21 protein-coding genes, 2 rRNA genes and 1 pseudogene are annotated in these 24,802 nt (G+C 69.3%); 11 read left to right on the forward strand and 13 right to left on the reverse strand.

Features of this window, described 5'->3' with window-relative positions; translation table 11 throughout:
• Positions 1–74 precede the first annotated feature (74 nt).
• A complete protein-coding gene (locus tag AB0K21_RS30365; RefSeq protein ID WP_343978392.1) occupies positions 75–1,256 on the forward strand; it encodes an acyl-CoA dehydrogenase family protein in 1,182 nt (393 codons plus the stop codon).
• Positions 1,257–1,306: 50 nt separating this feature from the next.
• Here AB0K21_RS30365 and AB0K21_RS30370 read toward each other — a convergent pair whose 3' ends face one another.
• Positions 1,307–2,221, reverse strand: coding sequence for an alpha/beta hydrolase (locus tag AB0K21_RS30370; protein WP_343978395.1), 915 nt, complete (start codon positions 2,219–2,221; stop codon positions 1,307–1,309).
• A gap of 408 nt (positions 2,222–2,629) precedes the next feature.
• On the opposite strand from AB0K21_RS30370, the gene AB0K21_RS30375 reads away from it, so the two are divergent.
• The gene (locus tag AB0K21_RS30375) at positions 2,630–3,745 is read left to right on the forward strand and encodes a globin domain-containing protein (protein ID WP_364155118.1); all 1,116 of its coding nucleotides are present in this window, start codon (positions 2,630–2,632) and stop codon (positions 3,743–3,745) included.
• A 341-nt stretch (positions 3,746–4,086) separates the two neighbouring features.
• Entirely contained in the window at positions 4,087–4,416 is a 330-nt protein-coding gene (locus AB0K21_RS30380) for a molybdopterin synthase sulfur carrier subunit (RefSeq protein WP_343978401.1), read from the forward strand.
• Positions 4,417–4,488: 72 nt separating this feature from the next.
• On the opposite strand, the gene thyX is transcribed toward AB0K21_RS30380, so the two are convergent.
• The 3 genes from thyX to AB0K21_RS30395 form a co-directional block, all read right to left on the reverse strand.
• The gene (thyX, locus tag AB0K21_RS30385; RefSeq protein ID WP_364155121.1) at positions 4,489–5,220 is read right to left on the reverse strand and encodes an FAD-dependent thymidylate synthase; all 732 of its coding nucleotides are present in this window, start codon (positions 5,218–5,220) and stop codon (positions 4,489–4,491) included.
• Between the two features lie 86 nt (positions 5,221–5,306).
• Positions 5,307–6,608, reverse strand: a complete 1,302-nt coding sequence (locus AB0K21_RS30390; RefSeq protein WP_364155123.1) for an amidohydrolase family protein — start codon at positions 6,606–6,608, stop codon at positions 5,307–5,309.
• A gap of 272 nt (positions 6,609–6,880) precedes the next feature.
• Positions 6,881–9,022, reverse strand: a complete 2,142-nt coding sequence (locus AB0K21_RS30395; RefSeq protein WP_364155125.1) for an anthranilate synthase component I — start codon at positions 9,020–9,022, stop codon at positions 6,881–6,883.
• A 392-nt stretch (positions 9,023–9,414) separates the two neighbouring features.
• Here AB0K21_RS30395 and AB0K21_RS30400 point away from each other — a divergent pair, with 392 nt between their 5' ends.
• Entirely contained in the window at positions 9,415–10,443 is a 1,029-nt protein-coding gene (locus AB0K21_RS30400) for a WYL domain-containing protein (RefSeq protein ID WP_364155127.1), read from the forward strand.
• Between the two features lie 16 nt (positions 10,444–10,459).
• Here the strand turns inward: AB0K21_RS30400 and AB0K21_RS30405 are convergent, their stop codons facing one another.
• Both AB0K21_RS30405 and AB0K21_RS30410 read right to left on the reverse strand, forming a co-directional pair.
• The gene (locus AB0K21_RS30405) at positions 10,460–11,374 is read right to left on the reverse strand and encodes an SDR family oxidoreductase (RefSeq protein ID WP_343978416.1); all 915 of its coding nucleotides are present in this window, start codon (positions 11,372–11,374) and stop codon (positions 10,460–10,462) included.
• A gap of 203 nt (positions 11,375–11,577) precedes the next feature.
• Entirely contained in the window at positions 11,578–12,609 is a 1,032-nt protein-coding gene (locus tag AB0K21_RS30410) for a LacI family DNA-binding transcriptional regulator (RefSeq protein WP_343978419.1), read from the reverse strand.
• A gap of 468 nt (positions 12,610–13,077) precedes the next feature.
• Here AB0K21_RS30410 and AB0K21_RS30415 point away from each other — a divergent pair, with 468 nt between their 5' ends.
• The 4 genes from AB0K21_RS30415 (at position 13,078) to mctP (ending at position 16,217) form a co-directional block, all read left to right on the forward strand.
• Positions 13,078–13,632 (forward strand): VOC family protein, encoded by a 555-nt coding sequence (locus AB0K21_RS30415; RefSeq protein WP_030914976.1) that lies wholly within the window; start codon positions 13,078–13,080, stop codon positions 13,630–13,632.
• On the forward strand, positions 13,632–14,273 hold the full coding sequence (locus tag AB0K21_RS30420) for a carboxymuconolactone decarboxylase family protein (RefSeq protein ID WP_343978424.1): 642 nt from the start codon (positions 13,632–13,634) through the stop codon (positions 14,271–14,273). The genes AB0K21_RS30415 and AB0K21_RS30420 overlap by 1 nt, the downstream gene beginning before the upstream one ends.
• Before the next feature lie 134 nt (positions 14,274–14,407).
• On the forward strand, positions 14,408–14,617 hold the full coding sequence (locus tag AB0K21_RS30425) for a DUF3311 domain-containing protein (protein ID WP_343978427.1): 210 nt from the start codon (positions 14,408–14,410) through the stop codon (positions 14,615–14,617).
• Positions 14,618–14,621: 4 nt separating this feature from the next.
• Positions 14,622–16,217 (forward strand): monocarboxylate uptake permease MctP, encoded by a 1,596-nt coding sequence (gene mctP / locus AB0K21_RS30430; RefSeq protein ID WP_343978430.1) that lies wholly within the window; start codon positions 14,622–14,624, stop codon positions 16,215–16,217.
• Between the two features lie 56 nt (positions 16,218–16,273).
• Here the strand turns inward: mctP and AB0K21_RS30435 are convergent, their stop codons facing one another.
• On the reverse strand, positions 16,274–16,480 hold the full coding sequence (locus AB0K21_RS30435; RefSeq protein WP_364155131.1) for a hypothetical protein: 207 nt from the start codon (positions 16,478–16,480) through the stop codon (positions 16,274–16,276).
• Positions 16,481–16,575: 95 nt separating this feature from the next.
• The gene (locus AB0K21_RS30440) at positions 16,576–17,730 is read right to left on the reverse strand and encodes a transposase (RefSeq protein ID WP_364155133.1); all 1,155 of its coding nucleotides are present in this window, start codon (positions 17,728–17,730) and stop codon (positions 16,576–16,578) included.
• A gap of 24 nt (positions 17,731–17,754) precedes the next feature.
• Between AB0K21_RS30440 and tnpA the strand changes: the two are divergent.
• A pseudogene (gene tnpA, locus AB0K21_RS30445) lies at positions 17,755–18,189 on the forward strand (IS200/IS605 family transposase); the annotation flags it as partial.
• Positions 18,190–18,264: 75 nt separating this feature from the next.
• Here tnpA and AB0K21_RS30450 read toward each other — a convergent pair.
• From AB0K21_RS30450 to AB0K21_RS30460, 3 genes are all read right to left on the reverse strand, one after another.
• Complete coding sequence (locus AB0K21_RS30450) at positions 18,265–19,911, reverse strand: PQQ-dependent sugar dehydrogenase (RefSeq protein ID WP_364155135.1); 1,647 nt, start codon at positions 19,909–19,911, stop codon at positions 18,265–18,267.
• Positions 19,912–20,029: 118 nt separating this feature from the next.
• Complete coding sequence (locus AB0K21_RS30455; protein WP_343978436.1) at positions 20,030–21,208, reverse strand: TIM barrel protein; 1,179 nt, start codon at positions 21,206–21,208, stop codon at positions 20,030–20,032.
• A gap of 621 nt (positions 21,209–21,829) precedes the next feature.
• Positions 21,830–22,192, reverse strand: coding sequence for a DUF6285 domain-containing protein (locus AB0K21_RS30460; RefSeq protein WP_343978439.1), 363 nt, complete (start codon positions 22,190–22,192; stop codon positions 21,830–21,832).
• A gap of 52 nt (positions 22,193–22,244) precedes the next feature.
• On the opposite strand from AB0K21_RS30460, the gene AB0K21_RS30465 reads away from it, so the two are divergent.
• A complete protein-coding gene (locus AB0K21_RS30465; protein WP_343978442.1) occupies positions 22,245–23,435 on the forward strand; it encodes an acyl-CoA dehydrogenase family protein in 1,191 nt (396 codons plus the stop codon).
• A complete protein-coding gene (locus AB0K21_RS30470) occupies positions 23,432–24,412 on the forward strand; it encodes a phosphotransferase family protein (RefSeq protein ID WP_364155138.1) in 981 nt (326 codons plus the stop codon). The genes AB0K21_RS30465 and AB0K21_RS30470 overlap by 4 nt, the downstream gene beginning before the upstream one ends.
• A 97-nt stretch (positions 24,413–24,509) precedes the next feature.
• On the opposite strand, the gene rrf is transcribed toward AB0K21_RS30470, so the two are convergent.
• Both rrf and AB0K21_RS30480 read right to left on the reverse strand, forming a co-directional pair.
• Positions 24,510–24,626 (reverse strand): 5S ribosomal RNA (rrf, locus tag AB0K21_RS30475).
• 71 nt (positions 24,627–24,697) lie between these two features.
• Positions 24,698–24,802 (reverse strand): 23S ribosomal RNA (locus tag AB0K21_RS30480); the annotation flags it as partial.

A 24,802-nucleotide genomic window follows, 5' to 3' on the forward strand; every position in this document is an offset into this window, starting at 1 on the left:
CGTCCCGGTGGCCCTGGAGGCTTACCGAACTTCGTTCTACGATTGCGCGCGCAACTAGAATGGAGTTGGTCACCGTGGACTTCACACTTCCGGAGAGCGCCCTCGCCGTCCAACGCGGCGTCGGCGACATCTGCGCGCGCTACGACCTGGACTACTGGCAGCGGTGCGAGAGCGAGAAACGCTGGCCGGAGGAGGTCTGGCAGGATCTGGCCAAGGGCGGCTGGCTCGGCCTGGCCGTGCCCGAGGAGTACGGGGGCGGCGGTCAGGGCCTGCTGGAGCTGGCCGTGGCCACCGAGACCCTGTCGGCCTCCGGCTCGGCCGGCGGCTCGGCGTTCACCTACGTGCTCACCCCCGGGTTCGGCGCCATGACCCTGGCCAGGCACGGCAGCCCCTGGCAGCGCGACGAACTGCTGCCCGGGCTGGCCACCGGCGAGTTGGAGACCTGCTTCGCGCTGACCGAGCCCGACGCCGGGTCCAACGCCCTGGGCATCTCCACCTCCGCCCGTCGCGACGGGGCGGAGTTCGTCGTCAACGGCCAGAAGATCTGGATCACCGGCGTGCAGCGCGCCACCTGGATGCTCCTGGTCACCCGGACCATCCCGGCCGCCGAGGCCAAGCCCCGCACCAACGGCCTGACCGTCCTGCTGGTGAACGTCCCCGAGGCCGTCGCGGCCGGTCGGCTCTCCTTCCAGCCCATCCCGAAGATGGGCGCCAACACCACCCCGTCCAACATGGTCTTCATAGACGACCTGCGGGTCCCGGAGAGGAACGTGGTCGGTGAGGTCGATCAGGGCGCGCTGGTGCTGTGGGACATCCTCAACCCCGAGCGCGTCCTGCTGGCCGCCTCCGCGCTCGGCGGCGCCGAGGTGGCGCTGCGGGTGGCCGTGCAGTACGCCAAGGAGCGCGAGGTGTTCGGCCGTCCGATCGGCGCCAACCAGGCCATCGCCTTCCCTCTCGCCCAGGTCAAGGCCAAGATCGAGCTGGCCAGGCTGATGCTGTACAAGGCCGCCTGGCTGTTCGACAGGCAGTTGCCCTGCGGCACCGAGGCCAACATCGCCAAGCTGACCGCCTCCCAGGCGGCCTGGGAGGCGGCCGACCACGCGTTCCAGACGCACGGCGGCATGGCCTACTCGCTGGAGTACCCGGTGGCCCGCCTGCTGGCCGACGCCCGCATCGGCAAGGTCGCCCCCGTCACCGAGGAACTCCTGCTCAACTATCTGGCCACCCAGGTGCTCGGACTTCCCAGGAGCTTCTGACCTGATCGCCGGGTGCGCCCGCCCGGCCGGAGCCGGGCAGGGCGCACCCCCTATTTGAAAGCCTCCGCGAGACGGGCCGCGGCGTACTCGCGGGCCTCGGTCGCCTGGTCGAAGAAGCCCGGCAGGCCGAAGAAGCCGTGGATCGCCCCCTCGTACCTCCTGACCTCGACCGGCACCCCGGCCGCGGCCAGCTGGGCGGCGTACTCCTCACCCTCGTCACAGAGCGGGTCGCACTCGGCGGTGATCACCGTCGCCGGGGCCAGACCGGCCTTGTCGGCCAGCCGGACGGGAGCCAGCCGGGGGTCGACCGGATCGCCGCCGTACTGCGCGACGAACCAGGCCATCTCGTCGGCGCCGAGCCCGAAGCCGCTGGCGTAGGCGCGGTAGCTCCCGGTGTCCATGGCCACGTCGGCTATCGGGTAGACGAGCAGCTGGTGGGCCAGCCCGAACCCGGCATCCCTGGCCTGCCAGGCGGCCACGGCGGCCAGGTTGCCCCCGGCGCTGTCTCCGCAGACCGCGATGCGCTCGGGATCGGCCCCGTAGACGCCGGGGCGGCCGAAGACGTCCCGGACGACGCTCCAGGCGTCGTCGGCCGCGGCGGGGAAGGGGTGGTCGGGGGCGAGCCGGTAGTCGACCGAGATCACCACCGCCCCGTTGCGCACCGCGAGGTCACGGCCGAGGGCGTCGTTGCGGTCGACGCTGCCGAAGACCCAGCCTCCGCCGTGAAAGTAGACGATCGCCGGGAGGGGGCGGCCGTCCTCCGCCGGCCGGTAGACGCGGACCGGCACGCCCGCGACGACGTCATCCCTGACCAGCGGGAGCGGGATGATCGGACCACGTTGCTCGGCGAAGGCGTCGAGGGCCCGCATCGCGACGATCGTCTCGGCGGTGAGTGTGGAGAGCGGGACACCGAGGTCTGTCTGGAAAGTCTTCAGGTAGGCCTCGGCCTGCGGGTGCAACGGCATGGTCGGCACCTTACCCGCCGGGCCCGGTCGGCCGCGGGAGGCGTCGAGGCGTCGGTGTCGCCCCGCCGGGAGTCCCTGCCGCCGTAGCGCCCCCGGCCACCCGAAACTCCGGAATGACGGAAAGTCTCTCGAACAGCGAGCCCACCGCTCAAAACGAACGTGATTATTATTCGCCTACTTTCCTCGAACCGGATTGCCCGGTCACCCAAAATAACTCCCTAATTACGGATAGTTAGATTTCCCGCCATATTGCTGAGAAATGGTTGTGACGCCTACCCGGTGATGGAAGACTCGAATTTCGAGTGACCAGGTGAGCCGGGGCTGCCGGTCGCTCGTCACCCGGAGCCGTCAGGGAGGTGGATCTGCGTGATCGGACTTTGAGCCGATCAATTAGGGTGGGTTCGTTAAATGTCTTTGAATCCGCGTCTCGTCAAGGAAAGCTTCGCCATCGTCGAACCGGTCGCGGACAAGGCCGCGGCATACTTCTACGGACGCCTGTTCGCCGAGAGCCCGCACCTGCGGACGATGTTCCCGCCGGCGATGGACGTACAGCGCGACCGCCTGTTCGGCGCGCTGACCAGAATCGTCTGGAGCCTGGACAGTCCCGACGGTCTGGCCTCGTTTCTGGGTCAGCTCGGCCGCGACCACCGGAAGTACGGCGTGCTCGCCGAGCACTACACCGCGATCGGCAACGCGCTCCTGGCCACGGTCAGGCGCTTCGCCGCCGAGATCTGGACCCCCGAGATAGAGGCGGCATGGACCGCCGCCTACACCGCCGCCGCCAATCTCATGATCGAATCGGCCGAGTCCGACGCAGGGGTGTCGCCCGCCTGGTGGCTGGCCGAGGTGATCGACCACGAACTCCGCACCCCGGACATCGCGGTGATCACCTTACGGCTCGACCAGGACCTGCCCTACCTGCCCGGCCAGTACGTCAGCGTGCAGACCGCGCGCTGGCCACGTGTCTGGCGCGCCTTCTCCATCGCGAACGCGCCCCGGGATGACAACACGATCCGCCTGCACGTCCGCGCGGTCTCCGGCGGCTGGGTCTCCACCACGCTGGTCCAGCGCACCCGGATCGGAGACAACCTGATGCTGGGGCCCCCGATCGGCACCATGGTTCCCACCGACTCCGGACGCGACCTCCTGTGCGTGGCCGGCGGCACCGGCCTGGCACCGATCAAGGCCATCCTGGAGCATGTGATCGGCTCCGGGCGCCGCCCCAACATCCACCTGCTCCACGGCGCCCGCACCGCCGGGGAACTCTACGACCTGACCGACCTGTTCCGGATGGCGTCGGCCTTCCCGTGGCTGCGGGTGCTCCCCGTGGTCTCCGGACAACCCGGGTACGACGGCATGCGGGGCCAGGTGGCCGAGGTGATGGAGCGGTTCCACTCCTGGTCCGAACACGAGGCCTACGTCTGCGGCCCGACCGCCATGGTCAACGAGACGGTCCACCGGCTCCAGCGGGGCGGGATGCCCCTGGCCCACATCCACCGGGACATCGCGCAGGGCGAGCCTTGACCGACAATCAGGATTAATCCCCCAAAGTGATCACGCAAATTCCATAGAGTCCGGCGGGACACGGTATGGCATGGCAGCATGAGGCCCAATCCGAAAGGAGATGGTCATGCACGACTGCCCCCCTCACAGCCCGTGCCCCCCTCTCGACCGCCGCCCCCGTTCCCCGCACGTCTCCACAGCCGTCCATCCGCACGAATCCGCCCCCGGTCCCCTCCACCGGCGGCGGGCCCTCCAAGGTCAGGGCCATGCCCGCCTCCGGCATACGGCCATTTCCGGCCGCGGCACCCGTCCCTCGGGCGCACCGGCCCCGCCCGCCCCGCGCCACCCGGCGCTCTGAACCGATGGCCAGACCCGTCACGCTGGTGACCTTCATGCTTCCCGCCCCCCTGCGGCACTGGGCCGGCGAGAACACCGAGGTCCGCGTCTTCGCCGTCGCCGATCACGAGGGCGGCGATCCCACGCTGGGTTCCGCCCTCGACACGCTCCGCCGCACGCACCCGTCCCTGGAGCAACGGCTCCGCGACGACTACGGGAGCATCCGCCGCCATATCAGCATGTTCGTCTGCGGCGAGAACGCCCGGCATCTCGGCGGCCTCGACTGCGCACTGCCCCCGGGGGCCGAGATTCTCGTCCTGCCCACCCTCTCGCGCCGCCAGGAGACCACGAGCTGACCCGCCCGCGCCCCGGGCCACGTCCACGCGAGACCTCAGGCCGCGTGCCGAAGACCCGGCGGGCGACAGGACCTAGGGGGCGACCCTGCCGCCGGCCACGAAGGCCTCGTGCGTCAGGGGCATCAGCGTCGCCCAGGCGGCCTCCATCTTCTCCGCCACCATCTCGATCTCACGCTGCGGGAACGAGGGCACCTTGGCCTGCTCGTTCTTGGTACGCAGGGAGAGGAAGTGCATGAGCGAACGGGCGTTGCAGGTGGCGTACATCGAGGAGAACAGCCCGACGGGCAGCACCGCCCTGGCCACCTCGCGGGCGATGCCGGCCTCCAGCATCTCCCGGTAGGCGGCGTAGGACTGCCGGTAGGACGCCTCCATCGCCTCGGTGACGAGCTTGTGCTGCTCGGCGCTGCCCTCGGCGAAGACGTACTTACCCGGCCGGCCTTCCTGAACCAGCTTCCGCTCCACCCCAGGAACATAGAAATTGGGCTGAAGCTCGCGATAACGCCCACTTTCCTCGTTATATGACCATCCGACCCTGTGGCGGTGAAATTCGCGGAAGACGAAGATCGGCGCGCTGACCAGGAAGGTCATCGAGTTGTGCTCGAAGGGGCTGCCATGCCGGTCGCGCATCAGGAAGTTGATCAGCCCTCTGGACCGCGCGGGATCCTTGCCGACCTCCTCCAGGGACTGTTCCCCCGCGGTCGAGACCCGCGCCGCCCAGAGCACGTCGGAGTCGGAGGCGCTGTGCTTGACCAACTCCACGGTCACGTCGTCAAGAAAACGTGCCTCTGCCTCATCGCCCGTCACCTGGATCCCCCTCGTCGCCTCGTCGGTCGCGCATATCGTAGCCGTAACGGCGAAGGCTCCTCCGCCGCCCCGAAGACGGGCGCCGCTCACAACCGGTAGATCCGGCGGGCGTTGCCCGAGCCGATCATCTGAGCCACCCGGACGGCGTCCGAGACGCTCCACTCGCCGTCGGCCAGTCGCGCGGCGAGCGCCCCGGCCAGCCCTCGCCGGTAGTGCAGGGCGCCAAGGTGACAGGTCTCCGCCACGCCGTGGCCGCCGGAGCCGAACAACTGCTTGTGGAACGGCGCCAGTTCGAGCAGTTCCGCCATGACCGCGGCCGAGCCCGTGGCGCTGCGGGTCAGCGCCGCGCCCACGTCGACGTAGACATGCGGGAGCACACCGGCGAGGTAGGCCGCCCGGCGGTGGAACGGGTGACAGTGCAGCAGGACGACGGGCACGCCCATCGGCTGCACGGCCACGATGAAGCCGGTCATCGGTGCCGGACCCGTGCCGTACCGGCCGGGGACCGCGTGGCCTTCGACGACGTCGGGAGTCCCGAAGGCACCGACGTCCACGCGGCCGCCGCGACCGGCATGGGCTCCCTGGCGCGCGCCGCCGTAGTGGGGGTGGCCGGTGTGGAACTGCAGCGGCCGCCCGTACTCCCTGGCCACGTCGACGGCCGTCCAGAGCAGGTGGCGCAGGAGCACCTGGTCGACGAGCCGCTCGCCCGGGCAGGCCAGCCGCCGGGTGGCCGCCGCGATCACCGCTCCCCGGCTCGGCCTGGCCGGGTCGAGATGGAGCCCGGACCTGTGGGCCGTGACCGACTTCAGCGCGACGGCGCGGACGGCCCGCGCGGCGAGGATCTGGGCGAGGGCCGAGATGTAGGAGACCCCCGAGGCCGCGGTCCTGGCCACCTCCTCCTCGGCCCGCTCGATGTGGACGACCCGCGCGGTGCCGGCGCCGCCCGCGTGGCCCATCTCGGCCGGCGGCAGCACCTCGGGCCCGCCGAGGTCACCGTCGGGACCACTGTCGGGACCACCGTTCGGGCCGTCGAAGTGGTCGAATCCGTCGAACAGGAAGGTGGCTATCCCGGCGGCGCCCAGCAGTCGCCGGTTCACCTCGGTGGCGCCCAACTCCGCCCGGCGGGCCAGGTACACGGCCGGCGGCACGTGCGGGGCGAGACCGAGGACGGGTGCGCACCAGCGACGGACCGCGGTGCCGACGGGGGTGTCGAAGTGGGTGGTGCCCGGGGGTGCCGGAGTTCCCGCGTCGCTGAGCAGCGTCTCGAACCGGGCCCTGGTCAGGTCGTCACGGCGCACGCCGTGGCAGTTCTGGTCGACCAGCGGCGCCAGCAGCGCCTCCCGTACGGCGTCGGGCAGCTCGACGGGCAGCACACCGTCCGACCTCATGCCCGCTCCTCCCCCGGTCGCGGGGGCGGCGGCCGGATCCGGCCGTCACCCCTGCGGTCCCTGCGACGGGGAGAACTCCGTGACTTCTCCGCTCCCCGGAGGGGGTGGCTTCCCGCCTCTCCTCGGCCGAGGTGGGCGACGGCCAAGGCCTGGCCGTTTCGATCCCAAGGACCTTGGCGGAGAAGCGATTCACCTGCCGGGTGAACCCGGCAATCCCCTTGCCGAACATGATGGTCATCCGGGGTGAGGGCCGGGTTCGAAATACCGGCTCTTTACCCGGGCGTGCGGCAGAGCCGGAGAACGTTGGCGATGATCTTCGCTCCCGCGCCTCCCTCCGCGGTGAGGATCGACTCGGGGTGGAACTGCACCGCGAAGCGGCGCCGCTCCACGTCCTCGATCGCCATCACCGCGCCGTCGGGGGTGAGCGCGGTGGTGGTGAAACCGGCGACACCCGGCCGCTTGGCGTGGACCGAGTGGTAGCGCGCGGCGGTGAACTCCTCGGGGAGCCCGTCGAGCAGGGCGCTGTCGCCCAGCCGCCGGACCCGGCCACGCTTGCCGTGCTCGGGGTGGGACAGCAACTCCAGCGTGCCGCCCGCCTGCTCCACCATGCCCTGCAGTCCGAGGCAGACGCCGAACACCGGCAGGTCGCGCTCGTAGAGGGCGTCGATCAGGGCCGGGAGCCCGAAGTCGGAGGGCCAGCCGGGACCCGGCGACAGCACCACCAGGGACGGCGCGATCTCGTCGATCATCGTGACGGGGAAGCCGTGCCGGAGCGTGACGACCTCGGCGTCCTGCTGGCGGAAGTAGTCGGCGAGGGTGTTGACGAAGGAGTCCTCGTGGTCGACGAGCAGGACCTTCATCCCGCTTCCCGGCGGTGCCGCGGCCGCCCGGGGCTCGGCCTGCGCCTGCGGGCCCACGCCGACCGCCGCCAGAGCACCCAGCAGGGCGCTGGCCTTGAGCTCGGTCTCCCGCTCCTCGGAGGCGGGGTCGGAGTCGAACAGCAGCGTGGCCCCGGCCCTGACGGTGGCGACCCCGCCGCGGATCTGCGCGGTGCGCAGGGTCAGGCCGGTGTTCATCGAGCCGTCGAAGCCGATGTAGCCGACGGCTCCGCCGTACCAGCGGCGGGTGGTGGCCTCGTGGTCCTCGATGAACTGCATGGCCCAGGTCTTGGGGGCACCGGTGACGGTGACGGCCCACATGTGGGTGAGGAAGGCGTCGAGCGCGTCGAACTCCGGCCGTAGCCTGCCCTCGATGTGGTCGACGGTGTGGATCAGCCTGGAGTACATCTCGATCTGGCGCCGCCCGATCACCCGGACCGTCCCCGGCACGCAGACGCGCGACTTGTCGTTGCGGTCCACGTCCGTGCACATGGTCAGCTCCGACTCCTCCTTGACGCTGGACAGGAGGGTACGGATCGCGTCGGCGTCCTCGACCGGGTTGCTGCCCCTGGCGATGGTGCCGGAGATGGGGCAGGTCTCGACGCGGTCGCCGCTGACCCGGACGTACATCTCCGGGGAGGCGCCGACCAGGTGCTCGCCCTCGCCGAGGTTGAACAGGAACTCGTACGGTGCCGGATTGATCTGGCGCAGTTCCCGGTAGAAGGCCGCCGGGTCGGTGCAGGGCGCGTGGAAGACCTGACCGGGAACGACCTCGAACAGGTCGCCACGGACGAACTTCTCCTTGGCCGCGGCCACCACCTGGGCATAGGAGCCCTTCTCCGGGTCGGCCGGGAGCTCGGACGGCGCGGGGGGCAGCGGTACGACCTCCCCCTCGCGGGCGAGCCCGTGGGTGGAGAGGCCGTCCACCGTGAACTCGTAGCGGAACTCCTTGCTGGTCTCCCGCTTGCGGTCGATCACCATCACCCGGTCGGGCAGGTGCAGCACGAGGTCGCGCTGGTCGGCGCCCCGCGGCAGGACCTGCCTGATCGGCTCGAACTGGAAGGCCAGGTCGTAGCCGAAGGAGCCGTACAGGCCCAGGTGCTCGTCCTCGCCCTTGAACACGGCGATGACCTCGCGGATCGCGGTGAAGACCGTGGGACGGCGGCTGCGCATCTCCTCGGGGAGGATGTCCTCGGACTCCGCCACGTACACCTCGACGAAATCGCCTGTCGGCTCCTCGACGGGCTTGCCCGCCGCCAGCAGGCAGGACACGACGGCGGGCAGCACCACCCTGCCGCGGGCGTTCAGCGCGCGGGCGGAGATCCTGCGTCCCCTGGCCACGATCTCCAGGCAGGGATCGACGTAGGCGAGGTGCCATCGGCTGTAGCGGCCGGGATACTCCATCCCGGAGGAGAGCACTCCACCACGGCGCTCACCGAGCGTCGTGACGACGTCCTCAAGCACCGTCTCCGGCACGTCGGACGCGGTGACCTCGATCCCCACGCCGCCGGCGGTGGTATATCGGCTCGTCTCCACTGCGTTATCGCCCCTTTGATTTCCCTGATGCCCAGAGGGAGCGGACGCAGAGAAGGCCGCCTCCCTGGGCGGCCGTCTGTCTGCTCGCGAATGCGAAACCTGCGCCGCCTAGAAGCGGCGCCACCACCGAAGGGCAACCTGGTATCGCATGTCGCCACAGTACCGGCGACGACCGTGATCATGCAACGTGATCCGCGCTGTGCCCGCCCTCCGGTCGGGGAGCACCGCTTTCCCTTGTGCGGAAAGGCCCCGTCCGGCGCCGGTTTCGGACGCGAGGTCGATCCGGTCTTCGCCGACGTGGTGGTTCGCGTCCGCGACGTACAGCCGGACGGCGCCGCCTGCTCCCGGTGATCTCGGGTGGGGATCCTCGGCCCGCGTACTAGGGTCGGAGGATGCGCGCGGCCAGGTTGATGTCGTTGGTGCTGCTGCTCCAGGCTCGGGGGCGGATGACCGCGATGGAGCTCTCCCGGGAGCTGGAGATCTCCGAGCGGACCGTCCACCGTGACGTGCTCGCCCTGTCGGAGGCCGGCGTGCCGGTCTACGCCGACCGGGGGCGGGGCGGCGGCTACCGGCTGCTGGACGGGTACCGCACCCGCCTCACCGGGCTGGACCGCGCCGAGGCCGAGGCGCTGTTCCTGTCGGGCGTGCCCGAGGCGCTGCGGGAGATGGGACTGGGCGAGGTGGCAGCCACGGCGCGGCTGAAGGCCTCGGCCGCGCTCTCCCCCGGCCTGCGGGACGCCCCCGTGACCGCCGCGCAGCGCTTCCACCTGGACGCCCCCGGCTGGTTCGCGAGCGAGCGGCCTCCCCCTACGGCGCTGGCACCGCTGGCCAGGGCCGTGTGGGGCGACCACCCGGTCACCGCCCGCTACCGGCGCACCGCCCGTTCCCATCCGACCGGGCAGACCGGGCAGACCGGAGGGGCCGAGGCCGCCCGGCGGCGCCTGGAGCCGTACGGGCTGGTGCTGAAGGCGGGGGTCTGGTACCTGGCGACCCGGTCGGCGATCTATCGGGTCGATCGCTTCGACGAGGTCGAGCTCCACCCCGCCCTGCGCTTCGAGCGGGACGGCGCCTTCGACCTGGCCGCGTTCTGGAGCGAGAAGTCGGCACGGTTCGCGAACTCCCTGCTCACCATGGACGTCACCGTGAGGCTCAGCCCCGCCGCCCTTCGCCTGCTCCCCGTCATCGCCGACCGGGCGGCCCTCGACGACGCGCTGGCCTCCGCCGGCGAGCCCGACGGGCAGGGGTGGGTCACGCTCCGGCTGCCCGTCGAGTCGCTGGAGGTCGCCTACGACCAGGTCCTCCGCTTCGGCCCGGAGGCCGAGGTCCTCGACCCGCCCGACCTACGTGCCCGCGTCGCCGGCGCCGCCGCCCGCATGCATGACCTGTACGGCTCCCCGGGCGGCGGCGGGTCAGCCGGGTGACCGCTCCCGGCGCCGGTCAGCGGTAGCCGGTGGCGTCGGCGGGCCTGCCCTTGCTCTCGACCTCCTCGATATAGCGCCAGGCGTCGGGCCTGCTGCCGTCGAGGTCGGTGAAGCCGTACACCTGGGCGAGCCGCCCGCTGGAGACGGACTGCCCCGACCAGCGCATCCTGTCCTCGTCGGCGGCGAGGGCGACGACCGCGCGCCCGGTGTAGGAGGGCGACTCGGAGATCACGAAATGCGGCTGCTTCGCCGTGGCGTCCCGCCAGTTCTCCTCGGTGACGCCGAAGTTCTCCAGCATGCTCTCCGAGCGGAGCCAGCCGGGGGTCAGCGAGACCGCGCAACAGCCGTGCGGGCGCAGTTCGTGCGCCTGGGTGAAGGCCAGGCGGTTCACCGAGAGCTTGGCCAGGTCGTAGAAGGCCGAGAGCCGGTAGTTGGCCAGGTTGTACTCCAGGGTGCCGTCGGTCACCTCGACCACCAGGCCGCCGGGGTTCTCGATCAGCAGCGGCAGAGCGTGATGGCTGGTGATCAGGTGGGTGTCGATCGCCAGCCGGAGGATGCGCAGGCCGTCGTCGAGCGAGTGTTCCCAGACGGGGACGTTCCACTCCGTCAGCGGGTCGGCGCCCCAGATGTCGTTGACGAGGAGGTCGAGCCTTCCCCGTTCACGCCGGATCCGCTCCACCAGGGCGCGCACCGCCTCCGGCTCCAGGTGGTCCACCTCGACCGCGATGCCCTGCCCGCCGGCGCGGGTCACGTGCTCGGCCGTCTCCTCGACGGTCTCCGGCCGGTTCATCTCCGAGCGTCGCCGCCGCGTGCTCCTGCCCGTGCAGTAGACCGTGGCGCCCGCGGCGCCCAACTCCACCGCGATCCCCCGGCCGGTTCCTCTCGTCGCCCCGGCGACCAGGGCGACCTTTCCTTCCAGCGTGCTGTTCATGGGACGAGCCTGGCGCAAAAAAAGGACATCCTCTGTCATGTTCTCGCCGCCCGCCGTAGGAGATCGTCAGCCGGTGACCAGCGCCTCCTCCGGCCTGCCCCCGCCGAACCCGGCGGGCTCCGGGAACAGCCGCGTCCCTCGACTTCCGGCACCAGGCCCTTGTCGGAGCCGGGCGGCATGCCCGGTGCCCGATGTCCTGACCGTCAGCGCGGGCCGCGGGCGGGGCCGGTGCTGCCGCGCGGGATCAGGGTGGCGGGGCGGTCCTCCACCGAGAGGGCGGCCGGTTCTCCGGCGATCAGTGCGAGCAGCTGACGGGCGGCACAGGCTCCGTAGGCGGGGATGTCCCGGGTGAGCGCGGTCAGCGGCGGGCGCACGACCTGCGAGAGCGGGGAGTCGTCCCAGGCGACGATGGACAGGTCGGCCGGAACGTCCAGAACCATCTCCTGTGCCACCGACAACCCGGCGACGGCCATTATGTCGTTGTCGTAGACGATGGCGGTGGGCCGCCGGGGCGAGCTGAGCAGCCGCCGGGTCATCCTGGCCCCCTCCTCACCGGTGTAGTCGGTGTGGAGGATCAGATGCTCGACGCGCCCCGGGCCCGCGTCCTGGCACGCCTGAACGAAGGCCTGGTCGCGCAGCGTGGTGTGCACGAGCCTGGGCAGCCCCGCGACCCTGGCGATGCTCCGATGCCCCAGCGCCACCAGATACTCCACGGTCTCCCTGATGGCCAGGCCGTCGTCCGACCAGACCGTGCTCAACGGACCTGCCTGCGAGGGGTGTCCGATCACCACGACCGGCATGTTCAGTGACCGCATCGCCTCCACCCGGGCGTCGCCGAGGTGCAGGTCCACCAGAAAGGCACCGTCGACGCGCCCCTCCCCCCACCAGCGCCGGTACACCTCGATCTCCTGCGTGTGGTCGGCGACCACCTGCAGCATCAGCGCGTAGGACCGGTCCGCGAGCTCGGTCTCGATACCACTGATCAGCTCCATGAAGAACGGTTCCATGCCCAGGGTGCGGGCCGGGCGGAACAGCGCGAGGCCGATGGTGTGGGCGCGGGCACCGTTGAGGGCGCGCGCCGCGCTGTTGGGCTGCCAGCCGAGCTCCTTGGAGATCGCGAGAATGTTGGCACGGGTGGCCTCCGAGACCCCTGGCTGCCCGTTGAGCGCGTAGGAGACGGCGCCCTTGGACACGCCGGCACGACGAGCGATGTCAGCGATCGTCGGACGTTTCACAGTTCCCCCTGATGAACCGGTTCTTATCGGCCAAGGATAGCGGGTCGGCTCACCGGAGAGAGAAAGGGCACGCTCCTGCCCCTCGCTCCGGCACGACGGGTCAACCCTCTGCTGCCAGCAGGTTCCATGAGCGAACCGGAGCCGAAGGATCGAGAGACGGCACGCCGGCAACGCGGCGTCGACGCCGCCGCCACCTCACACGTAACTTCCGAGTAACTTACTCGGTTCAGTCCATGGGCTTCAACATTCAGGACCGCCTGCGGACAGAGCCGACAAATCAGGGGACGATGCCGTCCATCTTTTAAGTTAACCGATTAATAGGAGTCGGCACCCGTACGGAAAGAGCCGGTCGGCGCACCCCCCATCCGCGACTTGACCCCCTCCGGCGCGAGTGGGGCAGCACACGCCGTCCACCTGCCCTCACCCTCCTGTGATAAGTAATGAATTACTCGAAGAAGCGAGGAGAACATGGCGGACAACAGCGAGTTCGAGCTACGCGGGATCAACCATCTCGCACTGGTGTGCTCGGACATGAAGCAGACGATCGACTTCTACTCCGGCGTCCTGGGCATGCCCCTGATCAAGACGATCGAGCTGCCGATGGGATGGGGACAGCACTTCTTCTTCGACTGCGGCGGAGGCAACGCGCTGGCGTTCTTCTGGTTCCCCGACGCCCCCGAGGGGATTCCCGGCGTCTCGGCGCCGAAGAACCTGCCGGACCGGGGCGAGATGCTCTCCGCGGTCGGCTCGATGAACCACATCGCCCTCGATGTCGCCCCGGACAAGATAGAGGAGTACCGCGACAAGCTCCTCGCCAAGGGCGTGGACGTCGGGGTGATCCTCAACCACGACGACAGCGAGTTCGGTGTGGCGCCCACCATGGGAGAGGGCGTGTTCGTCAGGTCGATCTACTTCAAGGATCCAGACGGCATCCTGGTGGAGTTCGCCGCCTGGACCAGGGAACTGGGCCTGCCCACCGACGTCCGGCACGAGCCGAGAACCGCCGCGGAAAGGACCGTGTGATGCCGCGCCTGCGCCAGATCCCCCGCGCGGAGGCCACGGACCCGCTGACGCTCTTCTTCTACGACCGGCTGTTCGGCCCGGACAGGGACCCGGTGGCCGAACCGGGCACCGCGACCGGCTCCCCCGGCGACTGGTGGACCGTCTTCGCACTGGACCCGGTCATCCTGCGACACTGCGTGAAGGGCTTCCAGCTGTACCGGGAGAGCAAGATCGACCCGGTGCTGCGCGAACTCGGCCAGTCGCGGGCCGGCTGGGCCCGGGGCAGCCAGTTCGTCTTCTCCCAGCACTGCAAGCAGATGCGGGCACTGGGGGTGCCGGAGGAGAAGGTCCAGGCGGTCGCGCACTGGCAGGTCAGCCCGCACTTCAACGAGCTGGAGCGGGCCGTGCTGGCCTACACCGACGGCCTGGTGCTCGACGGCGGCCGGGTGCACGACGAGATATTCGCGGTCCTGAAGGCGCACCTGCCGGACGAGCAGATCCTGGAGCTGACCTACATCACCTGCCTTTACGAAATGCACGCGACCATGTCAAGGGCACTCCGCCTGGAGTTCGACGACCGGCCGGAACCCGTCGTCGAAGCGGAGGCTCCCCAGGGGTACGGCACCCGTGACATCGCCGACGACATCGCCGGGCCGGGCTGACCTACCGTTCGTCGCGCCAACCGTTCCACTCGGCGCTCCGCGCCCCGAAAGGAAGGTCCAGGTAATTACGCTGCCGGTCAACCGATGGGGATGATCCTGCTCGGGCGTCCCCTCTCCAGCCACAGGAGACCGCGTTGACCACACCGAACGGGGACCGGAGCGATCGCAGCCCGTGGAACTGGCTGCTTATCGTGCCGATCATCCTACCTTTACTTCCATTTCTCTACAATTCCGATGAACCTCGGCTTTTCGGCTTTCCGCTCTTCTACTGGCTCCAGCTCGCCTTCATCGCGGTCGGCGTGACCTGCACCTCGATCGTCTACCAGATGACCAAGCGGCGGTGACCGGATGGACGCGCACCTGACCGAGATCATCATCTTCACCGTACTGTTCCTGCTCGTCAGCGGCATGGGGTTCGTGGCGGCGCGCTGGCGCCGCCCGGACAGCCTGGCCAGCCTCGACGAGTGGGGCCTGGGCGGCCGCAGCTTCGGCTCGTGGGTCACCTGGTTCCTGGTCGGCGGCGACCTCTACACCGCCTACACCTTCGTGGCCGTGCCCGCCCTGATCTGGGGCGCGGGCGCGACGGGCTTCTTCGCGGTGCCCTACACGATCGTGGTCTACCCGATCGTCTTCCTGGTGCTGGTCCGCCTCTGGTCGGTCTCGCACGTGCACGGCTTCGTGACGCCCGCCGACTTCGTCCGGGCCAGGTTCGGCTCGCCCACGCTGGCGCTGCTGGTCGCGATCACCGGCATCGTCGCGACGATGCCCTACATCGCGCTCCAACTCGTCGGCATCGAGGCGGTGCTGAAGTCGATGGGCGTGACCGGCCACCTGCCGATCATCATCGCGTTCGCGATCCTGGCCGCGTACACCTACCAGTCGGGCCTGCGCGCCCCGGCACTGATCGCGTTCGTCAAGGACACGCTGATCTACATCGTGATCCTGGTCGCGATCATCGCGATCCCCGCCCAGCTGGAGGGCGGCTGGTCAGGGATCTTCGACGCCGCCCAGGCCAAGTTCGACGCCAGTCCCGCACCCGGCGACGGCATCCTGCTCAACGCCGGCAACCAGCTGCAGTACGTCACGCTGGCCCTGGGGTCGGCGCTCGCGCTCTTCCTCTACCCGCACAGCATCACCGGCGTGCTCGCCTCCAGGAACCGCGGCGTGATCAAGCGGAACATGTCCGCGCTCCCGGCCTACAGCCTGCTGCTCGGCCTGATCGCGCTGCTCGGCTTCATGGCCGTCGCGGCCGGGATCAAGCCCATCGGCACGGACAACAACACGATCGTGCCGCAGCTGTTCGACCGGATGTTCCCCGACTGGTTCACCGGCGTCGCCTACGCCGCGATCGGCATCGGCGCACTGGTCCCCGCCGCGATCATGTCCATCGCCGCGGCGAACCTGTTCACCCGCAACATCTACAAGGAGTACCTGAAGCCGAACGCCACCGACGCCGACGAGGCCCGGGTCTCCAAAATCACCTCGCTGCTCGTCAAGGTCGGCGCGGTGCTGTGCATCCTGTTCCTGGACACCGGCTTCTCCATCGACCTGCAACTCATCGGCGGCGTCATCATCCTGCAGACACTCCCTTCCGTGGCGCTCGGCCTCTACACCCGCTGGTTCCACCGCGGTGGCCTGATCGCCGGGTGGGTGGCCGGCATGGGAGCCGGGATGCTCCTGCTCTACAACATCGGCAACCCGGTCACCGGCAAGCTGCACTTCGCCGGTTCTGCGTTCCCGCTGGAGAAGCTGGGCCTCGACACCAAGATGACCATCTACGCGGGCATCGTCGCACTGGCCGTCAACCTGGCCGTCGCCGCGCTCGGCACGGTCGTCGCGCGTTCCACCAAGGTGGCCGAAGGCGATGACGCCACCCTGCCCGACCACTACCTCGCCGACGAGGGCGACCCCAGGATCAAGGACCTGGACCTCACCGCCCACTGACGTCCCCACACCGGGCGCGGGGGGAGAGCCGGTCAGGCCCTCCCCCCGCGCCCGCGTCATCCGCCGGCTGGGGCGCGAAGCCGCGCGATCAGCGCCTCCGCGTCTCGGACGAGCACGACGCGCACCGCGGCGTCGGTCACCTTGCGCGGGTCGCGGGCGTGTTTCACGAACTGCTCCAGGGACTTGACGGCGTTCTTCGTCTTGCCCCTGTCCGCGTGCTTCCTGGCCTCCTTGAGCTGGTCGTTCAGCGAGTCGCCCTTCACCAGGCCCGCCGCCTTGAAACCGTCGAGGAGCTTGTCAGCTTCTCGGCCGTAAACGACCGAGCGTGCAGCTCCTCGCCGTCGATGGGTTCGACGGTTCAGGCCGCGTCGTCGGCAGCGTGACTCACTGCCCAGCCCGCCACCCCGCGCGAGGCGATGTTACGGGCCGCGTTGACGTCGGCGTGCTCAGCGAAACCGCACGACGTGCAGGAGAAGGTCGCCTGGCCGGGCCGGTTCCTCTTGTCCACATGCCCGCACGACGAGCAGGCCTGCGAGGTGTAGGCCGGGTCCACATACACCAGGGCGACCCCGGCACGGGCCGCCTTGTAGGCGATGAAGGAGCCGAGCTGGTGAAAACTCCACGAGTGCAGGGCGACCCGCTGGGGCTTGCGGAGCCGTACCCGGTCACGGATGCCCTGGAGGTCTTCCAGGGCGATCCCTTGCCCGGTGCGTGCAGCCTCGGTCACGATCTGCTTGGCGATGATGTGGTTGGTGTTCGCGGCGAACCGGGCCTCGGCCCGGCGACGCCGCTTCAACAGCCGTTTCGCGGATGTGGTCTGCTTGGCCTGCAGGCGGCGGCGCAGCTCCCGGTGACGGTGACGGACCGCGTTCAGGGTTTTGCCGCTGTGGCAAACCCCGCCACTGGTGGTCGCGATGTTCGCGATCCCCAGATCCACCCCCAGGAATCCATCCGGGGCAGCGACCGGCCGGTCGGGAATATCGCAGGTGGCGATGAGAAACCACATACCGTCGCGATACAACAGGTCCGATTCGCCCTTGCGGTGGGCGGCCAACATCGTGAGCTGCTCGGCAGAGGCGGTGAACGCCACGCTCTTCATCCGCCCGCGCGTGGTCCAGATCGATACTGTGCGCGCCTCCATCTGCCAGGACAGGCAGCGGTCGTCGAACGGCTGGGCCGCACCGGGGCGAAAGACGATCGGCGTGGCCAGGGCCCGCTCACGCCGGACGGAACCGGGCCTGCCCAGGTTGCCGTGGCGGATATTGGCGTGCAGCGTGGCGTAGGCGTCGGTGACCTTCTTGACGACATGCTGCGCGGCTTGGGCCGCCAGCCGGTAGTCGTCCTTGATCTGCCCGTAGGCGTGCCGGCGCAGGTCGTAGTTGCGAAACACCCGCCGCTGGTGGGCGAGCGCTGAGACCCAGGTGGCCGCGGCGTTGACCGCGCACAAGGTCGCCTCCAGCGCCGCCGCCTGCTCGGGTGTCGGCAGGAGTCTCACCTGCACCACCAGCTTCACCTCGAACACCCTAGCGTCAGGTCCATGTCACCGAGATGGGAACCCGACTCCGACCTGCGCCGGGGCCGGGGCCGAACCGTTGTCCGCACGCTGCACGCGCATTCGGTCTTCACACCCGGGTATCGGTACGGGGTCTTCACCGGCGAACCACCGCGCCGCCGCGCCGCCGCGCCGCTGCGCCGCTGCGAAGAAATCATGATCGAGGTGTGCGGCTTGTTGAGTTCAACGGCGAGCGCGACCATGTCCGCCTGCTCGTCGGCTGCCCGCCCAAGGCCGTCCTTGCGGCCCTGGTCGATTCCCTCAAGGGCGTCTCGGCCTGCCTGCTGCGCAAGGAGTGTCCCGCTGTCCACAAGGTATCTGCGGGGCGGCCGCTTGCGGTCTCCGTCCTACTTCGCCGCCTCCTGCGGCGGCGCCCTTTTGCGCCTTATCAAGAAATACATCGAGAACCAGGAGCGCCCGGACCAACGACCGGACGTTCACAACCCCAGGACCGGGAAGCGATTCCTTCCGGGCATGAACGCCCGGGGTTCCTCGCTAGATAACGCTGAAGTCGACGGTGAGGGGCGCGGTACTGCTCGACGACGGCTTGGCGGCGATCTTCGCCTGCGGGGTCTTGTTCCCCTCGGCGTAGTCGATGCGGTACAGGCCCGCGTCGGGATTGGCGCGGAAGAAGCCGTCGCCGTAGTCGAGCACGTACAGCGACCCGTCGGGGCCGAACTCGATGTCCATCGGACTGTCGGTGATCGGCATCGCCGCCGCGGTCAGCGCGCCGTTGGGCAGGAAGTGTTCGAGCTTGGTCACCGGCCCGTCCGGCGCCGTCACGGTGAACGCCGCGAGATAGTCCTGCGAGAACTCGGCGAAGAAGAACTTCTTGTCCCAGTACTCGGGGAACTTCGTCGTCGACGGGTTCGCCGCGTCGTAGTGGTAGACGGGGCCGCCCATCGGCCCCTGCCCGCCCGCCGCCTCGAAGTCGGTGAGCCCGGCCCACTCCGCCGGCTGGTGAGTGTTGTTGTCGCCGTAGTAGAGGTCCGCCGGGGTCGCGGGAGGCAGCGTGTCCAGCCCGGTGTTCCATCGCGAGGTGTTCGCCGGTCCGGCCGCGCAGTCGAACCACGCGCGCGGCGTCGAGGTCGCGAAGTTCCAGTCGTTGTAGTTGAAGTTGTCGCCGGTGCAGTACGGCCAGCCGCTGTTCATCGGCTTGTCGATGGGGGTGACGTTCCACTCGACGTAGCCCAGGGGGCCCCGGGCGGGGTCGGGTGCCCCGGCGTCGGGGCCGTAGTCACCCCACGACACCGTTCCGGTCACGTCGTCGACGTCCATGCGGAAGGCGTTCCGCACACCCGTCACGAAGATCTCAGGACGGGTCTTGGCCGTTCCCGGCGGGAACAGGTTGCCGGCCGGGACTGTGTAGGAGCCGTCCTCCTGCACGGTGATCCGCAGGATCTTGCCGCGCAGGTCGTTGCTGTTGCCCGCGCCGCGCCGCGCGTCGAGCCCCGGATTCATCCCGGGGGCGTCGTTGTTGGGCGCCATGCCGTTGGCCCCGGGCGTGCCCGCGGGGGTGTTGTCACCGGTGACGAGGTAGAGGTTGCCCTCGGCGTCCCAGTCCATGTCGCCCGCGACGTGGCAGCACTGCCCGCGCTGCGTCTCGATCCTGATGATGACCTGCTCGGTGGAGAGGTCCAGGGCGTCACCGGTCCATTTGAACCGGGACAGCTGGTTGTAGACCCTCCACTGGTTCCAGTACGACTCGTCCGCGCCCGCGGGCAGCGAGTTGGGCGCCGACCCGGTGGGGGTCGTCTCCGGGTACGGCGCCGTCATCGTCTTCGGCGCGTAGTAGACGTAGACCCACTTGTTCCGGGCGAAGCCGGGGTCGATCGCGATCGTCTGGAGACCGTCCTCGGAGTTCGCGTAGACGGGGATCGTGTTGATGACCTTGGTGATGCCGGTGTCACCGTCGGTCAGGCGGATGTCACCGTTGCGGGCGGTGTGCAGGACCCTCCTGTCCGGGAGGACCGCCATGTCGATCGGCTCGCCGACGTTCTTGGTCAGCGTGATCTTCTCGTAGTTCGACCAGTGCGTGGCGGCTTCATGGGCGTGTGCGGGTGCGGGCACGGCGACCAGCACCACCGAGGGGAACAACAGAGCGGCGAGTGCCCTGCCGACCATCGTGCGGGTACGCTTCAATTTCCTGAGCCTCTTCTTCAGGGGGGTGTCAGGACAGGGCGGACCGCCACTCGCGCCGCGGCAACGGCAGCGATCACGTGGCGGTCCGCCGAACTTCTCGGGTTCTTCGAGCGGAGCGTCAGTGGCGACCGCGGCGCAGGGCGGCCATGTTCTTGTAGCTGAGATCGGCGTACTGCAGCGAGCGGCCCGGCTCCGCCGTTCCTCCGGGCGCGTTGTCCTGCTCGTACATCGGGTTGTGGCGCTTCTCTATGTCCAGCTTGGAGAAGAAGGTGCTGTAGTCGATGTCCCCGGTGCCGAACGGCACCATGTCGTAGCCGTTGGCGGTGGCCTCGTTGGCCTTGCCGTCCTTGGCGTGGAACAGCGGGAAGCGCTTCTCGTTCTGCCGCACGAGCTTCAGGGGGTCGAAGATGTCGGTCCTGGCGGAGCCGTCGCGCGCGGTGTAGGTGCGGTGCTTGAACTGGGCCACGTGCGCCCAGAAGATGTCCATCTCGAGATAGACGTGCCTGCGGCTGGTGATCTTGAGGAAGTACTCCAGCTTTCGGACGCCCGACGAGCGGGTGGGCCGGCCCAGCTCGTCGAGCGGACCCTCGTCGAGCAGGAAGCCGTACGCCGCGTCGTGGTTGTGCGTGTACAACTTGAGACCGGCGGCCGAGGCGATCGAGCCGAGGCCGTTCCATTTCTGTGCGGCGACGTCCCAGTCCGCCTTGTAGGCGCTGTTGGTCGGGTCGCCACCGGTGCCCACGTGCTCCATGCCGAGGATGTTGGCGATCTCCAGGGTCCGCTTGAAGCGATCGAGGTCGGCCTCGGTGAGCGGCCAGGAGCCGGGGATGAAACCGTGGTTGCCCTGTGCCTTGAGCCCGTTGTCGTCGAGCCAGCGGCGCAGCAGCCGGGCACCCTCGACGGTCTCCAGATCGGCCCCGCCCTCGGCGTTCGCGTGCTGGCGGTAGCCCGCGAACTCCACCTGCTTGTAGCCGATCCGCGAGAGCTCCTCGAACACGCGCCGGAAGCCGGCGGGCAGGTTCGTCGCCGGATCACGGGAGATCACGTCGCGGACGGTGTAGAGGATGATGCCCCGCTTGGCCTCCGGCACCAGCACGTTCTTGTCGCCGTGACCATGGCCGCGCTCCTGCTCGTCGCCGGGGGACGCGTACGCGGCCGACGCGAGCGGGCCGACCGCCGACATGGCGGCCACCGCGGTGATTCCCGTCGTGGCCGCGAGGAACTGGCGGCGGTTCAGCCCGAGCCTGCGGCGCAACGCGCCGGCGACCTCGTCGATCTCTTCTTCGTGTGCGCTCATCTTTTCCTACCTCCGTGTGGGTGGACGGAGCCCCGTGATCCCCGATGCCTCGACCGAGTGACCACCGGCCCCTTTCCGCCGCAGGTCCGACGGCATCGCCCGGCAGGTCACCTCCCCGCGGGGACCTGCCGTGGATGCCGCCGACCGACTCACTTCGTCCTCTCGATGCCGTGCAGAGAACTTGGCGTGGAAGTTACGCGTCTTTTACCCATTTAGGAAGCACTTTTGTCGTGATCACTTGAACTTTCTGTCGCTCACGACCAAAGTCGCCCTGGCGCACAATCTTGATCACCAGACCCCCAGCAGCCCCGCCCCAGGGAGTCTGCCCAGGTAGACCTGGATGGCCGCCCTCCGGGAGGCCCAACCAGGCTCCGGCTCGCAGGAACCCGAGCAGGTTGATCCGGCAGGCACCCACGGCCGTTCACCTCCACGACACGCGGATCGACCTGCGACGGGCGTCGCATGACCCGGCCAGACGAGGGTTTTGGTTGAAAGCCTCATGACTTTCGCCCATAGTCGGCAGAAGCATCGAGCGACAGGCGGCCGGCAAGGCACCTTGCCGGCGGGGCGGACCGAGGCGTGATCAGGCCGAGTTCAGAACCGAGCAGATGAGACGGGCAGTCAGCGGCGGGGCGGAACATCCGGGGCAGCGGTGTAGCCGGGGTTCGCCACGGCCAGCTTGTCCCGTACGGCTGCCGTCAGGGCGTCCAGAAGATCCGGGCCGTCCAGGCCCTCGCGGATCGCGGCGGCGAGCTCGGCGTCCGAGGCGAAGCCGAGCGCGTCGAGGCGCGCGCGGTGGGCCGCGTGCTGCGCGGGTCCGAGTTCGAGCTCCCGCTCGACCGTGCTCAGCACGTTGACCGCCACCCGGGTGTGGAAACGGACCCGGCCCTCGACGACCGGGAGCACGTCGCTCTCCAGAAAGTCACGGACCGCGGCGACGAGCCGAGCTGCGGACGGTACGTCATGGGGCATGCCCTGCGACATAAGGAACTCCTTATCCGTTGACGCGGCAACGAATCTCCGGTGAGATCATTCCATGAGCTTCGCGGTTCCCGACAGCGTCCGGCCGATTCGTGACGCCGTCCAGGCGTTCATGACCGAACGGGTAGAGCCGGCGGAGGCCCTGCTCCACGAGGCCGGGCCCGAGGCCGCCTCGCTCCTGCGCGAACTGCAGGCACAGGCGAAGAAGGAAGGGCTGTGGGCCCTCGGGCACCCCCGCGAGCTGGGCGGCGGGGGGTTGCCCTTCCTCGACTACGTGTACGTGAACGAGGTGCAGGGCCGCAGCGAGTTCGGGCAGCTGGCGCTCGGCACGTTCACCCTGCAGGACTCACTGATGCTGCGCCTGCACGCCAGCCCTGAGCAGCGCGAACGATTCCTCGCCCCACTGGTCCAGGCGGAGATCTGGCCGAGTTTCGCGATGACCGAGCCGAACGTCTCCAGCAGCGATCCCACCCAGCTCCAGACCACGGCGGTGCTGGACGGCGACGAGTGGGTGATCAACGGCCACAAGTGGTTCACCACCGGGGCGGACCGGGCCGCGTACACGACGGTGATGTGCCGTACCGAGACGGATGTCGCCCCGCACCTGGCGTTCTCCATGATCCTGGTGCCGACCGACACACCCGGCTACACCATCGTGCGCGACACCCCGGTGCTGGGCATCGACGGCGGTCACTGCGAGGTCCGCTACTCCGACGTGCGGGTGCCCGCCTCCAACCTGCTCGGGCCGCGTGGCCAGGGCTTTGTCATCGCCCAGCAGCGGCTGGGCCCCGGCCGGATCTTCCACTGCATGCGCTGGCTGGGCCAGGCCCAGCGGGCCTTCGACCTGATGTGCCGCCGCCTGCACGAGCGCAGCGCCTTCGGCCGGCCGCTGGCGGACAAACAGCTGATGCGCCAGCACGTGTTCGACTCCTACACCGAGATCCAGTCGGCCCGGCTGCTGACGTTGAGCGCGGCGGAGGCCATCGACCGGGGGGAGCAGGCGCGGGTGGAGATCGGAGTGGCCAAGGTGGCCGGGGCACGGATGCTGCACAACGTGATCGACCGGGCCATCCAGGTGTACGGTGCCGCGGGGCTGACCCCGGACACCCCGCTGGACCGGATGTACCGGCACGCCCGGGCCGGTCGCGTCTACGACGGCCCCGACGAGGTGCACATCGACTCGGTGGGCCGCCGGATCCTGGGCGAGTACGCGGCGGGGGGCAACTGGGAGTTCGGCCTTCGATGATCGACGACCTCGTCTCGGACGTGTTCGGGCCGGGCTCGGCCATCACCTCGCGGATCCGGCTGCCGGGCGGCGCTTCTCGGGAGACCTGGGCTCTGGACGTCATCGTTCCTGACGGCGTCAGGCATGAGCTGATCCTGCGCCTGGACTCTCCGGGCACCGTCCCGGATTCGGGAATCGGGTCGGCCGGGATCGGCCTGGCCGGGGAGGCTCGGCTGATGCGGGCGGCGGAGACGGCAGGCGTTCCCGTGCCCCGGGTGCTGGCGGCCGGAGAGTCGTACATCCTGATGAGCCGGGTGGACGGGGAGACGATCCCGCGCAGGATCCTCCGCGACGACGCCTTCACGGACGCCCGGCCGCTGCTGGCCGCCCAGTGCGGCGAGATCCTGGCCGCGATCCATCGCATGCCGCTGGTCTCGCTCACGCCCGGGACCGATCTCGGGGTTTCGGCCGGCAGGCGGTCGATCGAGCCGGACGACCCGCTCCGGTCGTGGCGGGACATACTGGATCTCACCGGCAGCTCGCACCCGGTCTTCGAGCTGGCGTTCCGCCGCCTCGCCGGCTGCCGCCCCGCGAGCGAGCGGGTGACCGTGGTGCACGGCGACTTCCGGAACGGCAACCTCGTCATCGGCCCCGACGGGGTCCGATCGGTGCTCGACTGGGAACTCGCCCACGCCGGCGATCCGATGGAGGACCTCGGCTGGTTGTGCGTGAAGTCCTGGCGCTTCGGATCGCCGCTGCCGGTGGGCGGGTTCGGAGAGTACGAGCGGCTCGTCCAGTCCTACGAGCGGGCGAGCGGGTATCCCGTCGACCGCGACGCGCTGCGCTGGTGGGAGACGTTCGGTGTGCTGAAGTGGGGGATCATCTGCGTCACGCAGACCCTGCGCCACCTTGAGGGTGGCGCCCGGTCCGTGGAACTGGCCGCGATCGGCCGCCGTGTCTGCGAGACCGAATGGGATCTCCTTGAGGCTCTGGGCTGACTCCGCACGAAGCCCCACCTGACGGCGGTCCGGGGCGCACAAAACCCCGGAAAACACGAAGGCCCCCACCGAAAGGTGAGGGCCCACATGAAAGATTGTCCGGCGGCGACCTACTCTCCCACACCGTCCCCGGTGCAGTACCATCGGCGCTGAAGAGCTTAACTTCCGGGTTCGGAATGTAACCGGGTGTTTCCCCTTCGCCATAACCGCCGTAACACTATGAAACACACAAACCACCGTTTGCTGTCTCAGAATTGCCTAGTGGACGCGAGCAAGAACTGCTTTGTGGTCAAGTCCTCGGCCTATTAGTACTGGTCAGCTCCACACATTACTGCGCTTCCACCTCCAGCCTATCAACCCGGTCGTCTACCGGGAGCCTTACCCCCTCAC

Source organism: Streptosporangium sp. NPDC049248 (assembly GCF_040678965.1).
Taxonomy (GTDB): domain Bacteria; phylum Actinomycetota; class Actinomycetes; order Streptosporangiales; family Streptosporangiaceae; genus Streptosporangium; species Streptosporangium fukuiense.